The organism is Veillonella faecalis, from assembly GCF_024677885.1.
In the GTDB taxonomy this organism is placed as follows: domain Bacteria; phylum Bacillota; class Negativicutes; order Veillonellales; family Veillonellaceae; genus Veillonella; species Veillonella nakazawae.
In genome coordinates this window covers 103,699-121,566 of record NZ_JALBWL010000002.1, presented here as the reverse complement: position 1 = coordinate 121,566, position 17,868 = coordinate 103,699, and the positions used below count along the sequence as shown (strand labels likewise).

General features: G+C 40.0%; 18 protein-coding genes. 3 read left to right on the top strand and 15 right to left on the bottom strand.

What is annotated here, in order from left to right; translation table 11 throughout:
* Window positions 1-283: 283 nt before the first annotated feature.
* From MOQ65_RS04265 to MOQ65_RS04210, 12 genes are all read right to left on the bottom strand, one after another.
* Window positions 284-1,432, bottom strand: a complete 1,149-nt coding sequence (locus MOQ65_RS04265) for a glycoside hydrolase family 3 N-terminal domain-containing protein (RefSeq protein WP_308221096.1) — start codon at window positions 1,430-1,432, stop codon at window positions 284-286.
* A gap of 394 nt (window positions 1,433-1,826) precedes the next feature.
* On the bottom strand, window positions 1,827-3,257 hold the full coding sequence (locus MOQ65_RS04260) for a [FeFe] hydrogenase, group A (RefSeq protein ID WP_060924841.1): 1,431 nt from the start codon (window positions 3,255-3,257) through the stop codon (window positions 1,827-1,829).
* Between the two features lie 402 nt (window positions 3,258-3,659).
* Window positions 3,660-4,034, bottom strand: a complete 375-nt coding sequence (locus tag MOQ65_RS04255) for a hypothetical protein (protein ID WP_060924842.1) — start codon at window positions 4,032-4,034, stop codon at window positions 3,660-3,662.
* 90 nt (window positions 4,035-4,124) lie between these two features.
* A complete protein-coding gene (locus MOQ65_RS04250) occupies window positions 4,125-5,168 on the bottom strand; it encodes a Fic family protein (RefSeq protein WP_257846765.1) in 1,044 nt (347 codons plus the stop codon).
* A 275-nt stretch (window positions 5,169-5,443) separates the two neighbouring features.
* Entirely contained in the window at window positions 5,444-5,809 is a 366-nt protein-coding gene (locus MOQ65_RS04245) for a hypothetical protein (protein WP_213467414.1), read from the bottom strand.
* A 484-nt stretch (window positions 5,810-6,293) separates the two neighbouring features.
* The gene (locus tag MOQ65_RS04240; protein WP_119207103.1) at window positions 6,294-6,665 is read right to left on the bottom strand and encodes a hypothetical protein; all 372 of its coding nucleotides are present in this window, start codon (window positions 6,663-6,665) and stop codon (window positions 6,294-6,296) included.
* A gap of 75 nt (window positions 6,666-6,740) precedes the next feature.
* Entirely contained in the window at window positions 6,741-9,215 is a 2,475-nt protein-coding gene (gene gyrA, locus MOQ65_RS04235) for a DNA gyrase subunit A (RefSeq protein ID WP_257846764.1), read from the bottom strand.
* 87 nt (window positions 9,216-9,302) lie between these two features.
* Entirely contained in the window at window positions 9,303-10,298 is a 996-nt protein-coding gene (locus MOQ65_RS04230) for a virulence RhuM family protein (RefSeq protein ID WP_257846763.1), read from the bottom strand.
* Between the two features lie 64 nt (window positions 10,299-10,362).
* Complete coding sequence (locus MOQ65_RS04225) at window positions 10,363-10,539, bottom strand: hypothetical protein (RefSeq protein WP_257846762.1); 177 nt, start codon at window positions 10,537-10,539, stop codon at window positions 10,363-10,365.
* Window positions 10,540-10,718: 179 nt separating this feature from the next.
* Window positions 10,719-11,879 carry a DNA/RNA nuclease SfsA gene (gene sfsA / locus MOQ65_RS04220; RefSeq protein ID WP_257846761.1) on the bottom strand — a complete coding sequence of 387 codons (1,161 nt, stop codon included), beginning with the start codon at window positions 11,877-11,879 and terminating at the stop codon, window positions 10,719-10,721.
* Between the two features lie 161 nt (window positions 11,880-12,040).
* On the bottom strand, window positions 12,041-12,904 hold the full coding sequence (locus tag MOQ65_RS04215) for a HigA family addiction module antitoxin (protein WP_257846760.1): 864 nt from the start codon (window positions 12,902-12,904) through the stop codon (window positions 12,041-12,043).
* A 17-nt stretch (window positions 12,905-12,921) separates the two neighbouring features.
* On the bottom strand, window positions 12,922-13,218 hold the full coding sequence (locus tag MOQ65_RS04210) for a type II toxin-antitoxin system RelE/ParE family toxin (protein WP_195186117.1): 297 nt from the start codon (window positions 13,216-13,218) through the stop codon (window positions 12,922-12,924).
* 463 nt (window positions 13,219-13,681) lie between these two features.
* On the opposite strand from MOQ65_RS04210, the gene MOQ65_RS04205 reads away from it, so the two are divergent.
* From MOQ65_RS04205 to MOQ65_RS04195, 3 genes are all read left to right on the top strand, one after another.
* Window positions 13,682-14,638 carry a DUF1858 domain-containing protein gene (locus MOQ65_RS04205; RefSeq protein ID WP_257846759.1) on the top strand — a complete coding sequence of 319 codons (957 nt, stop codon included), beginning with the start codon at window positions 13,682-13,684 and terminating at the stop codon, window positions 14,636-14,638.
* A 1-nt stretch (window position 14,639) separates the two neighbouring features.
* Window positions 14,640-15,305, top strand: coding sequence for a hypothetical protein (locus MOQ65_RS04200; protein WP_060924851.1), 666 nt, complete (start codon window positions 14,640-14,642; stop codon window positions 15,303-15,305).
* 265 nt (window positions 15,306-15,570) lie between these two features.
* On the top strand, window positions 15,571-15,858 hold the full coding sequence (locus MOQ65_RS04195) for a cupin domain-containing protein (RefSeq protein ID WP_257846758.1): 288 nt from the start codon (window positions 15,571-15,573) through the stop codon (window positions 15,856-15,858).
* 123 nt (window positions 15,859-15,981) lie between these two features.
* Here MOQ65_RS04195 and MOQ65_RS04190 read toward each other — a convergent pair whose 3' ends face one another.
* The 3 genes from MOQ65_RS04190 to MOQ65_RS04180 form a co-directional block, all read right to left on the bottom strand.
* Window positions 15,982-16,503 (bottom strand): nitroreductase family protein, encoded by a 522-nt coding sequence (locus MOQ65_RS04190; RefSeq protein WP_119207080.1) that lies wholly within the window; start codon window positions 16,501-16,503, stop codon window positions 15,982-15,984.
* Between the two features lie 196 nt (window positions 16,504-16,699).
* A complete protein-coding gene (locus MOQ65_RS04185) occupies window positions 16,700-17,158 on the bottom strand; it encodes an OmpH family outer membrane protein (protein ID WP_060924853.1) in 459 nt (152 codons plus the stop codon).
* A 259-nt stretch (window positions 17,159-17,417) separates the two neighbouring features.
* The gene (locus MOQ65_RS04180; RefSeq protein ID WP_005384862.1) at window positions 17,418-17,795 is read right to left on the bottom strand and encodes a GerW family sporulation protein; all 378 of its coding nucleotides are present in this window, start codon (window positions 17,793-17,795) and stop codon (window positions 17,418-17,420) included.
* Between the last annotated feature and the right edge of the window lie 73 nt (window positions 17,796-17,868).

Here is a 17,868-nt window from a genome sequence, read left to right as displayed (position 1 = left end):
TTTGATTATGTTAAATTTTTTACGCATAAAATATACTTATTTAATGGTTTACTTTTTACCCATTCGATTGTGGAATCCCTTATATTTACTGCATTCTTATAGGTCCATCCTCGTCACACTGACATACAATATTCCGTATATAATCTTTTTCCATAATCAACATATATAAAAAGACGTGCCTACCATAAGGTATAGCACGTCATATGACTCGTATGTAATAAGGATATTTATAGAGTCGTTTCTTTATTGTTATAGTTGTTTCTTTATTGTTGTAGTTGTTTCTTTATTGTTGTAGTTGAGTTTGCATCTTCATAAGCAAAATATGTTTAACCGCATCATTGAGTCGGTCATTTGAAATGGTTCCGTTCGCCACCGCTTGCGTAAGTGCGCGATGGACTTCATCGATGTGACCCGTATCCGCATCAAGGAGGACTAAATCACTGCCTGCCACGATAGATGATACCGCAAAGTCCCCTATCTTTTGGTTTGCTTGCAAGGCCCCTACATCAACACGGGCTGTCATAACCACGCCGTTATAGCCTAGCTCACGTCGTAGCCAGTCCGTTATGATTGCTTTCGAGTTACTCGCTAGGTGTTCATTATCGATGGCAGGGATTTGCACATGGCTTATGACGAGCATGTACGTATTCGCTGTCGTCTGTGTAATGAGGCGTTTAAATACGGACACATCGTTGTTGTTCAGATAGGCCTTCGCATCATTAGCGGTCTCAAAGGATGCATCACCAAGGCTCACTGCTGGAAAGTAGTTATAGGCAAACCACATGTGGTTGATTTGGTAACGCTCCGCCATGGCCAGATCCATATGCCCGGCCCACGTAGGGTCCGATGTATAGGACACATTCGGCACCCCTAGGTTTGCATTCGGTCCCAAAATGAGATTAAAGCCCATATCGCGCATTTCGATGGCCGATCGAGTCACTAAATTGATGATCCGTTCCATCGGTAGTTGCCCCCAACGATTTGGCTCTGGCAAGCGCAAGAAACTTTCATTCGTACTCAACACCTTATCCCGATTGATGCCGATGTATGGCGTCACCATACTCGCCGTTGTGGCCGTTTGCATGATATCGCTGGTGAAAGCTTTCACTTGATTTTTATTATTTAGATTTTCATTTGTTAGCATAACGCCGCTCACACGGTATTTCCTGATGACATCCTTTTGGGACTGTCCTACCGTGCTGCCGTGAAGGCTAATCATCATCAGTTGACCTATCTTGTCCTCTTGAGACATAGCTCCAAGCCAGGTGTTCACCTTCTCAGGGACAGGTTTGTCTGATTCCATGACGGCCCGATACGATACAGTTCGTACCTCTTCCTGCTCTGCCTGACTCTCATGTTGGCATCCCACAGTACCGATGGCGGTGACTATCAAGGCTATGCCACATAAGGCACGCCGTAAAAACAAGTTCATCTCTCCACAAAACTCCTTGCTGAACTCTCTTACACATTACTTCTCTATATATTATACACTATATAATTCATCATTTCCTCATGTGAAAGCTAATTTTCTATACTAATTTATCATAATAAAGTTATAAAGTAATTGTAAGCATTGATATACGAGGTACTCAATCGTTATGAATCCATAATAAGGATAAACATAAAAATCCTACGAATCGCATGTAAGCTGACACTCAGTAGTCAATATCTACACAAGTATCAAGTCACTCATGACCCGTAGGATTTATGTATGTTCAGTTAGTTACCCATATACTAGTCTAATCACGCCAATGTATAGATGTACGTATCGACTGATTACATTTGAAACGACTCGTACTGACCGAATTAGCTACATGGTAATACGATTAGCCCTTATATTTAGGGGATGTTGGGCATGTTTCAGGTGTTACGTCTTTGCGATCACCAAGAACCGCGCTGCGATTTGTGTAATGTGTATGCAAGAGTTCGTGTGCCTTATGGCCCAATGGTTCGCCTAAGAAATCTTTGTACAATGCTTGGATTTCTGGATTTTCATAGGAAGCGACCCATTTGTAGTTCGCATCGGCTTCGTAAAGACCACCAATACGAGCTTCCTTAGTTTTCACAGCTTGAGGCAATTTAGTGCGCGGTTGACCGCCGCCACCGATACAGCCACCTGGACAAGCCATAACTTCGATAAAGTCATAGTGTTTATCACTGTCTTTTAAGGCATTAAGGAAGTCACGTGTGTTTTTACCGCCATGCACTACAGCAACAGACAAGGTTACATCATCACCTAATTGAACAGTGGCCTCTTTAACGCCTTCCATACCACGAACGTCTTCGAGGTGTGTCAATGCATATGGAGGTGGCTCTTTATCAGTGATAAGCTTGTATGCTGTACGCATAGCTGCTTCCATAACACCGCCAGTGTTACCGAAGATGATGGAGGCCCCAGTTTCCATACCGATTAAGTCATCGAATTGGGATTCTTCAATGGCATTGAAGTCGAGGTTTTCCTCTTGAATCCAACGGATGAATTCACGAGTTGTGATGGAAATATCCGTATCCATGCCAAGGGATTCATCATTATGGTAACGAGCCGCTGCATTTTCTTCTTCCCGTTTTGTTTCTGCTTTTTTAGCCGTACAAGGGTTTACGGATACGGATACGATATTGCTAGGATTAATGCCTTTTTTCTCAGCAAAATATGTTTTAATCATAGCTGCTTCCATAGCGATACAAGAACGTGTGGAAGACAAGTTAGGAATCAATTCAGGGAAGTAGATTTCCGCAAAGCGCACCCACGCTGGGCAGCAGCTTGTGAACTGAGGAATTTGACCGCCGTTTTTAAGGCGTTCTACAAGTTCAGATGCTTCTTCCATGATAGTTAAGTCCGCACCAAAGTTAGTGTCTACTACATAGTCTGCACCTAATGCACGCAATGCACCAACCATTTTACCTTCAAGGAATGTACCTGGTTCGTAACCGAAGCCTTCGCCGATAGCTACACGAACAGCTGGAGCTGTTTGAATAACAACAATTTTTTCAGGATCTGCAAGAGCTGCTTTCACCTTTTCAAGCTCGGATTTAGCATGCATGGAGTCGAATGGACATGCAGCCGCACATTGACCACAGTGGATACATACAGGCACGTCGCCATTTGCATCGAGATCGTAGTAGTCGAGTACGCTCATTACGTCCGCACAAGCGCGACGGCATAACGTACAGTTTTTACACTTAGAAATGTCGTGATAAATGGATGGATTGTCGAGCGCAATCGGCACGCGTTTATCGATAAATTCGTATTGAGACATGAGGACCTCCTCTAACAAACTAAAACTAGCAAACCTTTAAAAGAAATAGGCCAAACTACAGAGCACTGTGCTCAAGGCGTACTTCCACATCTTACCTTTAGTATACGCTATAGTGAAAGTTTATACTATGTAGAAATGTTACACTTTTGCGTAAAATTATGATCAATCAACCCTCTCTAGATGACATAATATTGTTCAAACATTCTACATGATATTGTGCGTAAGCATATTTCAATAAGAGACAACTTACAAAAATGCGTAATAATATTCCCATTGTACCACGAATGGATAAATAATTCACCAAATTTTAGGGAATTAAAGGTAAATAAAAAACGCACGTCCTCAAATAAGAACGTGCGTATGTAGGCTTTCACCAAAAATCATAACCCTCGGAGGATCAGATTATTTGTCACCCCAGATAAGTGTGTATACAGCGTATGCAGGAGTACCTTGTTCAACCTTACGAGTAGATTTGCTAGGTTGTTCTTGTTTTACTACTTCGCCTTTTGGATTGTAAAGAGTAACCTTAACGTCTTTTACTTCGCGTTTTTTGTGGTTGAACTCTTCAGTTACGATGTAGTGGTAACCTTCGTAGTCCATAGCTTTGATGTCCAAAACAGCTTTTTTGTCATCTTTTTTAACAGAATCATTATCGATGGACCAAGTGATGCCATTGCTATCAGTACCAACAGTATACCAATTTGCTGCATCAACACTACCGATGCCACCAATCAATAAAGCGCCTGCTGCCAAAACAGCTGCCAATGTTTTTTTCATATGTTTACCTCTCGATTTAAATACAAGAATACGAAAACTAGTATATTCGATAAAACTAAATATTTTATGAAAGACAAACGTGCTCAATTATTAAGACTTCACATAATAGGTAGAACGACCTCCACCTTTTCGTTGAATACGACCATCCTTCACAAGAGTACGTACAGCCCCTTCGATAGCACTATCGCTGAGATTTGGACACCATTCTCTAATATCTTGCTTTGTAAAAGCCCCTAAATGACTATTGATAGCTGCTTTCACCTGATCCATTGCTGAACCACTATTTACCAGTATAGAACTGCGGTCCTCAAAGTCATGATACGCTGCTAATAGCATTTGTAACCAATAGCGAATAAACGATATAGGGCAGGAACTTTCATCATACCAAGTATCACTAGACTCGCGTAAAGCAGCATAATACATATCCTTGTTTGCGGCGATTTTAGCCTCTAAGGACACATATTTACCAACCATAAAGCCACTGCGATACAGCAACAATGTCGTCAATAATCGACTCATGCGACCATTTCCATCATTGAATGGGTGAATACATAGGAAATCATGTATAAAAATAGGAATAGCTAGGAGTGGTTCTACCTCTCCATTGCCTACAACACGATTATATTCAGCACAAATCTGGTCAAGAGCCTCTGCTGTCTCATAGGGCGCTAGAGGAGTAAATAACACCTCTGTCTGTCCATCGGGATAGGTAGCACTAATATAGTTCTGTACACTCTTTAACTGCCCACCACGAGCATTGAACTGGTAATTATACAAAATCTTGTGTAACTGCAAAATATGATTGCGACACAAAGATATGGAATCATAACTTTCATGGATAACATTTAAAGCATCACGATACCCCATGATCTCCTGCTCGTCCCGATTTCGAGGCGTAGTCTTATCAGCCACCAACTGCCGAAGCCGTGTACTCGTCGTCACGATTCCTTCAATCGCATTTGAAGCCTCTGTACTCTGTACCTTTGCCAACTCTACAAGAGAATCTAATATGGCAGGACTCTGTGAAAGCAAAACCTCCTCCTTGCCATTCGCCCGATAAATCCCTGCGATAAGACTTAAAATATCCATATCCCACGACAAAGACTGAATTCGACCATACTCAAAACGACGCATACACACACCTCCATTCCACTCTAATCCCTTATAAATAAAATTATTCCCTTAAATTATACCATAAAATAAGGGAATAAGTATTTTGGAACATTTCCTCATTAGGAAATGAGAAAACGGGTGAATATATCTCGTAGGACGACTTAACTCGCTATTCCCCTACGCAGTTTTGAGTAAATTTAATCATACGTACAGAAAGGGTTCTATCTCTTTGAGACCGACTTAGGTCACTATGGAGGTCGATGAGAGATAGAACCCTTTCTACTAGTCGAGGAAATTTACCAAATCAAGTGATACACGTGATCTAGGTTACTTCCTTCTTGTATTTGTACTTTTGTATTTGCTAATGTTTCAGAGCCAATCATATAGCCTTGTGGGTTATATGTTGTAACATCAATGAGCTGCACTGTTTTATCAGCGCGGTTGAATGTCATTGTATAAATGGAATGATCTCCATTAGGATCTACAATCTTCAAACGCAATGTAGCACGAGCGTCATTTTTATCAACAGAATCATTATCGATGTAACCTGTACGACCAGCTTGGTCCGTATCCAATGCGTACCAACTTTCAGCATGAGACACGCCTACACCAGCGCTAAATAACAAACCGGCTACCGCTAAACAAGCAAACCATTTCTTCATAACTATTCTCTCCTGACTATAAAATTCAAATAACTATGCAATCTGCATACCATAAATTCTCTACGCCTTCATTATAACACCATAATTGCATATTACTAATAAAAACTCTATTAAATGCATAAATTATATAGAACCCCTAAGGAACATCTAGCGAGGCTCCTATGGATTAAATAATCGTATTGTAATAGGGATGCCCATACTAAGATTAGCGTAAATTAGAAATAAAAAGGCCCAACACTTCTATGAAAACGACTTAGCTTATTCCTCTAGGAACGTCTAGCAAGGCCCCTATGGGCTTTAAATAATCCAATGGATTTAAACGCTGATATTCGCTCTGTAAGATTGGTAAGAAAACAGAAAGCCCCGAACTATTCTGAAAACGACTTAGTTCACTATGGAGGCTTTCAGGATAGTTCGGGGCTACTTATACGTTCTGAATATCTAACTAGACAGAGCGAATATCAGCTTCTATTAAATTGTTGGATTATTTACCCCATAGGGCCTGCATAACTTCCGCGCCCATGGTATCATCTTCAATTTTTGTAGGTTTTTGTGCGTCTTTGCTGGACAATAACGCTACGCCTGCAGCGCTGTATACTGTTGTATCAAGTTCTGTCCATGTTTTTTCTTTGCGATCGATGCGTACTGTGTAGATGTATGTGAAGCCTTCTACATTGTTAATTTTAACAAGTACTGTTGCCGCATCATCTGTTTTATATACAGAAGAGTTGTCGATAAACCATGCTGCATCGTCAGCATCAGCATCGATATAATACCAATCAGCGGCACTCGCTTGGCCAAAGCCACCTACAAAGAAAACCCCTGCTGCAAACATAGCAGCTAACCATTTTTTCATTTCTAACTCCTTAACGCTAGAGACGACCATCTAAGATGGCCGCCCATAGTTACTTACATATAGTATTAATACAAATTATTCCTCAGTTACATCTTCTTCGATTTCAGAACCTGGAATAACAGCAATGCTAGCTACTTTATCACCTTCGTCGAGGTTTTGTGTTTTCACACCAGAAATAGCTTTACCTTTCTTCACAGCAATATCATTCATGTTGAAGCGGATGATTTTGCCTTGTTCAGAGATAAGCATTACTTCATCATCGTTATGAACAACTTCAACGGCAACTACGTCACCTGTTTTGTTCGTAATCTTGAAGTTCTTAGAGCCTTTACCGCCGCGTTTTTGCAATGTGTAAGCTTCCGCATCATTGCGTTTACCAAATCCTTCTTCGGAGATAGTAAACACTTGTGCTTCGCTTTCATCAGCATTAATAACACCAGCACCTACAACCACGTCGCCTGCATTGAGTTTAATACCCCGTACGCCGTGAGCCGCACGTTTCATAAGGCGTACATCGCTTTCACTGAAACGAATAGCAATACCCAATTTAGTACCAATCAAGATATCTTGGTCACCAGTCGTTACGTTGACGGAAATCAAGTGATCCCCTTCATCGAGGTTGATAGCGTTGAGACCAGAACGACGGATGTTGCGGTATTCTTCGATAGCTGTACGTTTTACAACGCCGAACTCAGTTACCATGAATAAGTTTACATCTTCTTGAACGCGTTCAAGGTCGATCATAGTTGTAACGGATTCTCCTACAGCCAGTGGCAATACGTTAACCATAGCAGTACCGCGAGAATTACGGGAACCTGCTTCTGGCACTTCGTATGCTTTGAGGCGGTATGTACGACCTGTGGATGTGAAGAATAACAATGTATTATGCGTACGAACATGCATAATTTGTGTTACATAATCGTCTTCCTTAGTCTTCATGCCGATAACGCCAGCGCCACCTTTATGTTGGTTGCGATATACGTTCGCGTTCATGCGTTTGATATAACCTTGTTTAGTCAAGGTAATAACCATCTCTTCGTCAGCGATGAGGTCCTCTACATCAAGGTCGGACGTATCGATTGTGATTTCAGAACGACGAGGGTCGCCGTATTTCTTCTTCATATCTTCTAGTTCGTCTTTGATGATTTGACGTTGACGCGCTTCGCTAGCCAAGATAGCTTTCAAGTCTTCGATCAATGCCAACAATTCCTTGTATTCGTCTTCGATTTTCTCACGTTCCAAGCCTGTTAAACGGCGTAAACGCATGTCGAGGATGGCTACTGCTTGTTTTTCTGAAAGCCCGAATTTTTGCATCAATGCGTTACGTGCGATTTCGTCAGTTTGAGAACTGCGAATTGTAGCGATAACTTCATCGATGTGGTCAAGGGCGATCAACAAGCCTTCCAAGATGTGTGCACGCGCTTCAGCTTTGTTAAGCTCGAATTGAGTACGGCGTACGATTACATTGAGACGATGATCTAAGTAGTAACCCAATACTTCTTTCAAATTCAATACGCGAGGATGACCATCTACGAGGGCCAACATAATCACGCCGAAAGATTCTTGAAGTTGAGTGTGTTTATATAATTTGTTAAGAACGATATCTGGTTGCACGTCAGCGCGCAATTCGATAACGATGCGCATACCTTGACGGTCAGATTCGTCGCGAAGTGCTGTGATGCCATCAACAACCTTGTCACGGCTCAAGTTTGCAATCGTTTCAATAACGCGAGCCTTGTTAACTTGGTATGGAATCTCAGTCACTACGATTTTATGCTTGCCCTTCGCCATTTCTTCAATGGTTGCACGAGCGCGCATTTTTACGCTGCCACGACCTGTGGAGTATGCTTTTTTAATGCCTTCCCGGCCCAAAATGAGCGCCCCAGTCGGGAAGTCTGGACCTTTAATTTGCGTCATCAATTCGTCCACAGTTACATCTGGATTATCGATGAGCATGGTAAGGCCATTACATACCTCATTAAGGTTGTGCGGCGGAATATTTGTCGCCATCCCTACGGCGATACCGCTGGAACCATTGATGAGAAGATTTGGAATCTTCGCTGGCAATACTGTAGGTTCTTGCAAGCTTTCATCATAGTTCGGCATGAAATCAACAGTTTCCTTGTCGATATCAGCGAGCATTTCTTGCGTAATTTTCGCCATACGTACTTCGGTATAACGCATCGCAGCGGCACTATCGCCGTCGATGGAACCAAAGTTACCGTGGCCGTCTACCAAGAGGTAGCGCGTATTGAAATCTTGCGCTAAACGAACCGTTGCGTCGTAAACAGAACTATCACCATGTGGATGATACTTACCAAGTACGTCACCGACGATACGAGCGGATTTCTTGTACGGTTTATTTGGCGTCATGCCTGTTTCGTGCATCGCGTACAAAATACGACGATGTACTGGTTTCAAGCCATCGCGCACATCTGGAAGAGCACGCATTACGATTACGGACATCGCATAATCGATATAGGCGTTCTTCATTTCTTTATCAATCTGAACGGGATGAATATTCCCGTGGGACCATTGTTGGTCTGCCACAATCTCACCTCATTTTACTAACACTGATTATAATACATCATAATATTATAGCATTTTTAAGGGATAAAGGCTATAAACCCTTTATTATTAACTATGTTCTCTCACAAACTTATCAAAATCAGAAATTACTTTCTGTTGTGTATTAAACGTTTTATATTCACTAACAGCTTTCTTCTGTGCTTGTGTCATAGAAATAAGTCCTTTGTTTGTTAGGATTTGATACTCATTAAAGTCTAAAAACTTATCTACACTTTCAATAAACGCTTTCATAGTAAATGTTTCACGTCGTTCAATAATACGTTCTATATAATCAAAAAATGAGGATACCATTCGCTCAAGTTGTTCAATCTCTTCAACAGATAAATAATTTTTTGCTACGATTACATCCTTCTTATAAATCCGCCCTTCCGGTCCAGATTCCCACGTAGTCAATCCCATATGATCCTTTGTAGCATCTGCATGACTATGAATGATCTCTGCAGCAGTTTGACCTGTAATAGCATAATGAAACTTATTCTGTATCGTTCCAAAAAATTCTCTAGTAATAGGTGATTGTGCATCATAATCGATTGCACACGCAGCAAATATATCTGTTACTTGTTGATATATGCGTCGTTCACTAGCGCGAATTGAGCGGACTCTTCGTAGCAATTCTTTAAAATAATCTTGTCCAAATGAACGTCCATTCTTTAGCATAACATCATCAAGAGCAAAACCTTTGATAATATATTCCCGTAAAACTCCTGTCGCCCAAATTCGAAATTGAGTTGCCTTTTTGCTATTTACTCGATATCCTACCGCAATGATAGCATCAAGATTATAAAAATTAGTTTGATAAATTTTACCATCTTCAGCAGTTGTTTCCATTTTGGAAATAACTGCTGATATAACTAGTTCTCCACTTTCAAATATATTCTTCAGATGCTTACTAATAGCAGGTACATTAACATCAAATAGTTTTGCCATTTCTTTTTGTGTCATCCAAAATGTTTCATCTTTGAATAGAACATTCGTAGAAACAGATTCATTCTCTGCTTGATATACAATCACATTTCCTGTAATCGCATTTTCTAAGGATGTCATATAATCCCCCTCTATATTTATATCTCATTTTATTTCATACTTATAAGCTATTCCTGCTTATTATTTAATGAGCTGCATGATATATCATATCGTCCAAAATCTTAACAAAGTCTCGTTCCACACCTGAAGTATCATTACCAGTACTACCTATGCCTGTTAGCATAGTTTCTTTCCAATCATTCTTTGCCTTAAATCTAAATGAGAACAAATACTTAGCTTTTGTTTTATCCGCTTCTCCCAATTAGGGGCCTCGCCCCATGCGAAAGGAAAAGTGCTTTTGTTGTTGGGACTAGTCCACATATAGGGTTGTAAAAAAGTTAGACACTTATGAATGAGCGACTTAGGTCACTATGGAGCGAAGGAATAAGTGTCTAACTTTTTTAACTAGTAAACCACTATGTGACGGGGCCCCAACAACAATCACTTAACTAGCACATCCAACATATTCATGCGATAATCCTCCACCACATTCATAAAGGATTGATTGTGTATCGGATTTTCCGTCATCCCAAATAGGTGGCTTTTACAGTCACAGTCGGAGGATCCAAATTTAGGCACATCCCATTCGGCAACGCCACGGACCGCATCAGCGAGAGCACATTCCGCATCAGCCCAGCTAGTTCGGATTGGTAGGCCTGCGATCATTTCGCAGTGACCTCGGAAGTAATCTAGATGCCAGTGCATTTTCTTCCGTTTTCTCTTATGGCGCTCAATGCGTTTCGTTAAATTCGCCTTCGCAGAGCCTACGTACATATAGTAACCCGCCTTGAAATGCATCATCCCTTTAGAGCCAATCTCAAGGTCTAAATCATGGTCGAGATGCATGACCATTACGTACACGCCACTATCGTGAACCTCTGTGTCGAGGATGGTGCTCGGATAGGAACATTCACGGGTGACAGTCGGCATAGCGAAAGTCTCATCCCACGCCACTGCAACAGCTTTCCAATCTAAAGACGGTGCTACCTCTTTAAAGGTTTTGGCAAACTCCAAATCTGTATGGTAGTCTGGTAAGAACCACTGTGCACGGTCCCATTGCACGAGGAATAGAACCCCTGTATAGTATCCTTCGTTTTGCAATTCTTTTAAATGCAATAAATGCTTGCGCCCTCGCTCTGTAATGGCATCAGGGAACATGGCACCGGTCTTAGAGAATAACGTACAAGACTTAACCTCTAACAGGAACTCATCACCTTTATCATTGGTGAGGAGCAAGTCAAAACGAGATGATGTACCGTGTAGTTTAACTGTATACTCTCGTCGTACAACGCGCCACTCTTCCCAACCTGGGATAAGTTTATTTTCAATCAAATACTGCGCTACATCATTGCTATAGTTGGTGTCAAGCATAATCACTACGCCATCGCGCTCGATACCTACAACACGGTATTTCGTCTTCGCATCAGGCTTATCATGAGGTACGATGTACATCGTTACACCGGTGAACAAGAGCTCCCACATGCGACCGGGATTTGGCAAATGAGCAAGCACACTTTCACCATTCAAATCTAAGGTCACCACAAAACGGTTCGGGCGACCTGTATATTTCGCTTTTAAAATTGTATCGTAAAGGACTTTCATTGCATCTCCTATATCAATAATATTCTATATGTCTATTATACGCTATTTTGTTACAGGATGAGAGTCCTACGGATTGTACTTTGAAAGTCCTTACAAATTGCATGGTGAATGCCCTAAGAAAAGTCTAAGAAGTACCACCTTACATATTTACAAAATCTGAATTAATAATTCACCACAGTTACAGGATCATTATTACGGTATTTGCGGTTACTACGTTGATAATCTCGTTCTACCAGATTCTGTAGCGCTTCTCCTAATAAGGTCCAAAAAGCATCAGAATCTTCCGTTGGTATACCAAGAACAATGGAGTTTCCTTTGGAATAGGTAATACATGTGGAGGTTATGTTATCAATAATTGGCAAATACACAATAATCACACCACATGCTGCTAACATGTCCTTAAGAGGCTCTTTCACACCAATTAAAGGTTCACTAGAAAGGTCCTTAATTTTTGGTATAAATTTTCTTAGTAACTCCGCATCGTAAGGATTGACCTCTACAAAACGAGCCTGCCCTTTTGTGATTTGTACTAGTGTATAAATCGCGCTCTTTTTAGCTGGCTCCATATCCTTAATATTTTCATATACTAAGGGCATAACCATGTCATTAGCTACATTTTTTAAAGAAGCTACCTCAAAAAACTTCTGTAAATTATTGACCTGCTCAGCTGCCTTTTTCGTTTCTGGAACAATACCCAAACGTGCAAGCTTAGCATAACCAAAAGGCTTGGCAAAATTGATTTCTTCATCAATAGAATTCTCATACTCTACTTTTAAGATAGATTCTCTATATGCAGCTTCTAGACCATTCCAAAAACTAGCCTCTACACCAAACACCCGCTCAAGACGCATTGCCACATCTTGAGTTAATGGCACCTCTCCATTAATAAGCTTACTAATGTGTTTTTCACTCATATCCATTCGTGTAGCTAATTCTTTTTGCGTCATATGCCTATCTTCTAAAACCTCTTTTATAGTCATACCTGGTGGTATCGCTATAAAGGTATTACTTCTATAAATTTTCATACTTTTTACACTCCTTATCAATGATAATCCACAATTTCTTGGATCTCTACAATATCTACAGTATTACCATATTGAGTAAAAATTAAGCGGTATGGATGGATTAAATCCATAGCATATTGTCCTAATCGATCTCCGTATAAAGGATGGCATCTTCCTAATCGCAAAAAAATTAATGTTTCAATAGATGTAGCTTGACTAATTTGTTGTAACCGTTCATATAGTTTTACTGTCATTTTAAGATTATATTTTTTCTGTGCTACATTAATATCTGTACATACCTTACGTATCTTATTATTCTTATATCGTATATCCAATATGTCACCGACTCTCTCAAATCATAGTGAATGGTTGATACAATATAAATGGCCATTTATAATAATTTACCTAGTAGGTTAATTCTATTATACCTCTTCAAATACAAATGTAAATAAATAATTTACCAATTAGGTAAATTTAATAGCACTATGTAGTATCAAAAATCATGTATGCTATTAATAATTAATATTGAAATTTTTCATTTTTGTAGCTTAGGTTACATTATTACGTGTTAAAATAGTTTATACTAGGAACATCAGGTCAGTATTTAATACCCGTACTGATCGTTACGCCGGGTTTTGATGAGGCATCGCCTAGTTGATCTCATCACGCTGTTCGTATACGTGCGAAGCTTTCACAAAACCCAACGGCGTATATATTTTACAAACAAAGAATCACATAGATTAACTAAGTAGTTTTAGCCACTATTCTCCGCAGAGAGGGCTCGAGAAAGGATTTAATATGGCACAAATTGCAGCAAATTTACAACGCATTAAAAACGGTCAACGCCGTTATGCAATTACACCTCGCGTTCCTGCAGGTTTCATTCAACCTGAACAATTACAAAAATATATCGACGTAGCTAATGAGTTCGGCGCCGTTCTTAAATTGACTGGCAGCCAACGCATTATGATTACGAATTTGAAAGCAGAAGACGTAGATAAAGCTTGGGAAATACTCGGCATGGAGCCAGCGTACACTGTATCTAATCGCGTGCGCAGCGTAAAAATCTGCCCAGGTACTACATTCTGTAAACGTGCTAAACAAGATAGCGTACATCTTGGCATGCAAATTGAGCGCAAATATTTGTCTCAAGAAATGCCAAGCAAAATGAAAATCGGTGTGTCCGGTTGTCTTAACTCTTGTACTGAAAGCCGCATGAAAGATGTTGGTATTATCGGTACTGTAGAAGGCTGGAATGTTTACGCTGGCGGTAGCGGCGGTGCTCATCCACGCATCGGCGACCTCATCGCTGAAGTAACAACTGAAAAAGAAGCTCTTGCATTAGTAGATCGTATCATTGCATACTATAAAGAAAATGCACAAATCGAGCGCATGGGCGAATTTATTGACCGCATTGGTTTAGAGGCTTTCAAAGCAGCTGTATTAGGCGACCTTGAAGGTGCTCCAGCTGAAAGCAAATCCGACGAACCAGCTGTGTTCTTGCCTGGTCATGGTAACGATCCTGAACCAGAAGCACCACGCCTCGAAGAAGGTGCCCCTATTACACCAGATACAATCATTCGCGATATCGTAGATACATATCCAAATGTTGTACCTGTGTTACAAAGCATCGGCATGGGTTGCCTTGGTTGCCCATCTTCTACAGCTGAACCATTATGGCAAGCTGCAGAAATTCACGGTGTTAATGTATACGATTTAGTTCAAAAATTAGAAACAGCACGAAAAGGAGCTTAATATGTCCGCATTCTTAGGTCACATCCATTACTGGTTATATCGTAAAATTCAATTGCTCGTTGAGCGTGAAAACTTGATTTTAGAAAAAACAACTAAAGTTGTTGATGATTTGGCAGAGGAATTGCACTCCATCTCCGTAGATACATATGGCGAGCCAATCAATCCAAGTATTCCTCTGGAAAACATCATCGACCATGGCAATATCCATGGCTGGTTGTCCAACCAAATTAACATCGCATCTGTTCGCGAAGCAGCTTTCATCAAAGATTTGCTTGACACTAACTCTGGCGACGAAGCGGTGAACGTAGTAACAGCTATTCTTGATGCGTTTGCTGTACAAGGCCAAGCATGTGGCGTTGTGGCACAAGATAACCTTGAAGAACACACAGCTCCAGCAATTTACAATGCGTTGCAAAACTTCTACGTAAATGGCATGCCTTGCGATGGTGGTGACCAAGTTGTTTCTGAAAGCCCTGACGAATTCACATGGGTTGGCGATCACAGATTACAAGCAGGCTACTGGCGTACAGCAGGCGTTGATCCTAAGTTCATGGCACTTGCGTACCAAACATGGTTCGAAGCCTTTGTAAAAGCGGTAGATCCTAACTTTGAACTTGTAACGACTGAAGAAAACGGCACACGTTTATATACAATCAAGAAAAAATAATTAATAAATACATAACATTCTGTTTGTTTAGGCACTATAAACGAACGAAAACGGGCGCAAAAACGAACGAAAATATTTTCGTTCGTTTTTGCGTCCATTTTAAATCTATATTTAATATATATTTCTTTCAAAACTGTAGCTATAGGCACAGCATTGATAAGCAATATCATTTATAATGTAAACATAAGGTAATTACACAAATTAATTTAATTAAGTGATAGCGTCAGCTTTCAAAACATAAAAAGCTAGAATTAGGAGGTCTATTATGGCAGGCACAGTTAATCAAGAATTAGGTTTATTATTCCAAGGTCCTAACTATGTAATCGTAAAAAAAGGCGGCAAAGCTGGTGAACAAGTTGAAAAACACAATCACCCAGAAGCAAATGTAGTCTTTACAGTAGTAAAAGGTAAAGTACAAGTATTCCTTAACGAAACTGAAGAACATGTACTTGTACCAGGCCAAGTATTAGAATTCAACGGCGACAACTACATCCAAGCAACACTTGTAGAAGACAGCGAATTCGTAGTAAACCTTATCCACAAACCTGAATAAAATACTAACAGAACCTACAAACACTATTAGAAAAGGCGGTTAATCGTAATTGATTAACCGCCCTTTTTGTATTACTTAAATTCTGTAGTGCTTACATTTTATAGAGCTTACATTTTAAAGAAATTAAAAGGAATTATAGATTGTAAAGTCACTTACATCAAAGCGTTTTGTATGGCCCGGTGCCGGTACGCAATCTGGATGAGGATAACCGATTGGGAATATCGCTACAGGTATGATGTTATCAGGCAAAGCATAGGCTGCTCGTACTTTACGGGGATCAAAATGAGCAATCCAAGTTGTTCCTAGACCTATATCCGCCACGGTAAACATGAGGTGAGAACCTACAATACTAGCGTCTACAACGCCCATATCCGCATCATCGTATTCCCGTTTCCAACTCACTGTATTATCATAACAAACAATAATCGCCAACGGCGCATTGAAGTGGCCATTAGTGCAGTCTTTTAGTTTATTAAGACTATCTGTCGTATTCAGCACAAGTAAGCGTTGCGGCTGATAATTATGAGCCGTAGGTGCTAATCTCACTGCCTCTAACAAGATATCTAACTTCTCTTGCTCAACGGGCTTCGTATCAAATTTTCTAACGGAATACCGCTCTGTGGCTAATGCTTTAAAATCTTTCATTAGATCTCACTCCTTAATTGAAATAAGCTAATCTATTTTAAAGAAAACACCTATATGTAACCTACAATATCTTATCTCTATACAGACTACTTCTGTTAATATATTTCTCTATCTCAATATAAAAGTCCTTTAAATCCAAAAGCCCCTTATCTGAAACCAGACAAGGGGCCATTTCATATTATCTTTTTAGCCGGTATTATTTTTTAAGACGGCTAATTACTTCGTTAGTAATGTTTTCGATTTTGCTGTTAGCGTCAGCCGCACGGATTGTGTATGGATCATCCAATACTACATCCATTTTTTTCTCAACGCGAATAGTTTCAACTGCATTATGAATTGCTTGCATCATAGGTTGAGCAATTTTGTTGATTTCATCGTTTTCTTTTTGAAGCAATGGAGCTACGGATTTATTGAATTCAGCTTCTGCTTGAGTTTGATCTTGAATTTTTTCAATTTCTTGTACTTTTTTCTCAATTTGTGGACGGTATTGAGCGTCTACTTGTTGCATTTTCATATCTAATGCACCATAGCCAGGGTAGCTATTTACTACTTGGCTCATATTTACTAAGCCAATGTTAGCAGCACTTGCTACTGCAGCAGTAGCAGACATAGCACCAACGATAGCTAGGGTAGTTAATTTTTTAGATAATTTCATCTGAAATCCTCCTCGAAATAAAAGTGTCACTATACAATCCAATAGTGTACTATTTTTACTATAACAAATCTCGCTAACTTTCACAAGACTATGTTACATAGCATAATAAAGACCTATGAAATGCTTATGAAAGTCTATAGAAGTTAAAATAATACCCACAAGTATACTCTGAAGCTATAATCGCAGTCGTTACGGACATATTCAGAGCACACATGTGGGTATTACGGCTTTCACCTAGTATTTATAATTCGACATCGAATTATTGTTCATCGTTTAAATAAATGTATTTATCGGATTTCAATTTGGACACGAGGTCAGGCACCAAACCGATAAGACGATCGAAGCTGCTGCTGTAAGGGTTGCCTTTAATGTTGAACAACTCAATGCGTTCGCCTTTAATAACGAGGATAGCGCTTGGTTCCATTTTGGCACCGCCGCCACCGCCGCCACATTCGTGGTTTTTGTTAGCAGTGTTGTGGTTTGTACCAGTACCAAAACCAAATGTTACGTCTACGAATGGAACAAGTGTAGTATCGCCGATTTGCACAGCTTCGCCTACTACAGTTTCCACCTTAATCATATTTTTGAATTTCTCGAATAGGACTTCCAAATTCTCTTTTACATTACTGTTTTCCATCACAGTACCTCCGCTTTTTGTGAAAGTATCATTGCTGTACGTTCAATACTTAGGTTTTTATACTATGTATTTA

Bases quoted from the DNA above. Each gene is read 5' to 3' on its own strand.
- MOQ65_RS04265 (WP_308221096.1), bottom strand. From the start codon at position 1,432: ATGAACTTGTTTTTACGGCGTGCCTTATGTGGCATAGCCTTGATAGTC.
- MOQ65_RS04260 (WP_060924841.1), bottom strand. From the start codon at position 3,257: ATGTCTCAATACGAATTTATCGATAAACGCGTGCCGATTGCGCTCGAC.
- MOQ65_RS04255 (WP_060924842.1), bottom strand. From the start codon at position 4,034: ATGAAAAAAACATTGGCAGCTGTTTTGGCAGCAGGCGCTTTATTGATT.
- MOQ65_RS04250 (WP_257846765.1), bottom strand. From the start codon at position 5,168: ATGCGTCGTTTTGAGTATGGTCGAATTCAGTCTTTGTCGTGGGATATG.
- MOQ65_RS04245 (WP_213467414.1), bottom strand. From the start codon at position 5,809: ATGAAGAAATGGTTTGCTTGTTTAGCGGTAGCCGGTTTGTTATTTAGC.
- MOQ65_RS04240 (WP_119207103.1), bottom strand. From the start codon at position 6,665: ATGAAAAAATGGTTAGCTGCTATGTTTGCAGCAGGGGTTTTCTTTGTA.
- MOQ65_RS04230 (WP_257846763.1), bottom strand. From the start codon at position 10,298: ATGACATCCTTAGAAAATGCGATTACAGGAAATGTGATTGTATATCAA.
- sfsA (WP_257846761.1), bottom strand. From the start codon at position 11,879: ATGAAAGTCCTTTACGATACAATTTTAAAAGCGAAATATACAGGTCGC.
- MOQ65_RS04215 (WP_257846760.1), bottom strand. From the start codon at position 12,904: ATGAAAATTTATAGAAGTAATACCTTTATAGCGATACCACCAGGTATG.
- MOQ65_RS04205 (WP_257846759.1), top strand. From the start codon at position 13,682: ATGGCACAAATTGCAGCAAATTTACAACGCATTAAAAACGGTCAACGC.
- MOQ65_RS04200 (WP_060924851.1), top strand. From the start codon at position 14,640: ATGTCCGCATTCTTAGGTCACATCCATTACTGGTTATATCGTAAAATT.
- MOQ65_RS04195 (WP_257846758.1), top strand. From the start codon at position 15,571: ATGGCAGGCACAGTTAATCAAGAATTAGGTTTATTATTCCAAGGTCCT.
- MOQ65_RS04190 (WP_119207080.1), bottom strand. From the start codon at position 16,503: ATGAAAGATTTTAAAGCATTAGCCACAGAGCGGTATTCCGTTAGAAAA.
- MOQ65_RS04185 (WP_060924853.1), bottom strand. From the start codon at position 17,158: ATGAAATTATCTAAAAAATTAACTACCCTAGCTATCGTTGGTGCTATG.
- MOQ65_RS04180 (WP_005384862.1), bottom strand. From the start codon at position 17,795: ATGGAAAACAGTAATGTAAAAGAGAATTTGGAAGTCCTATTCGAGAAA.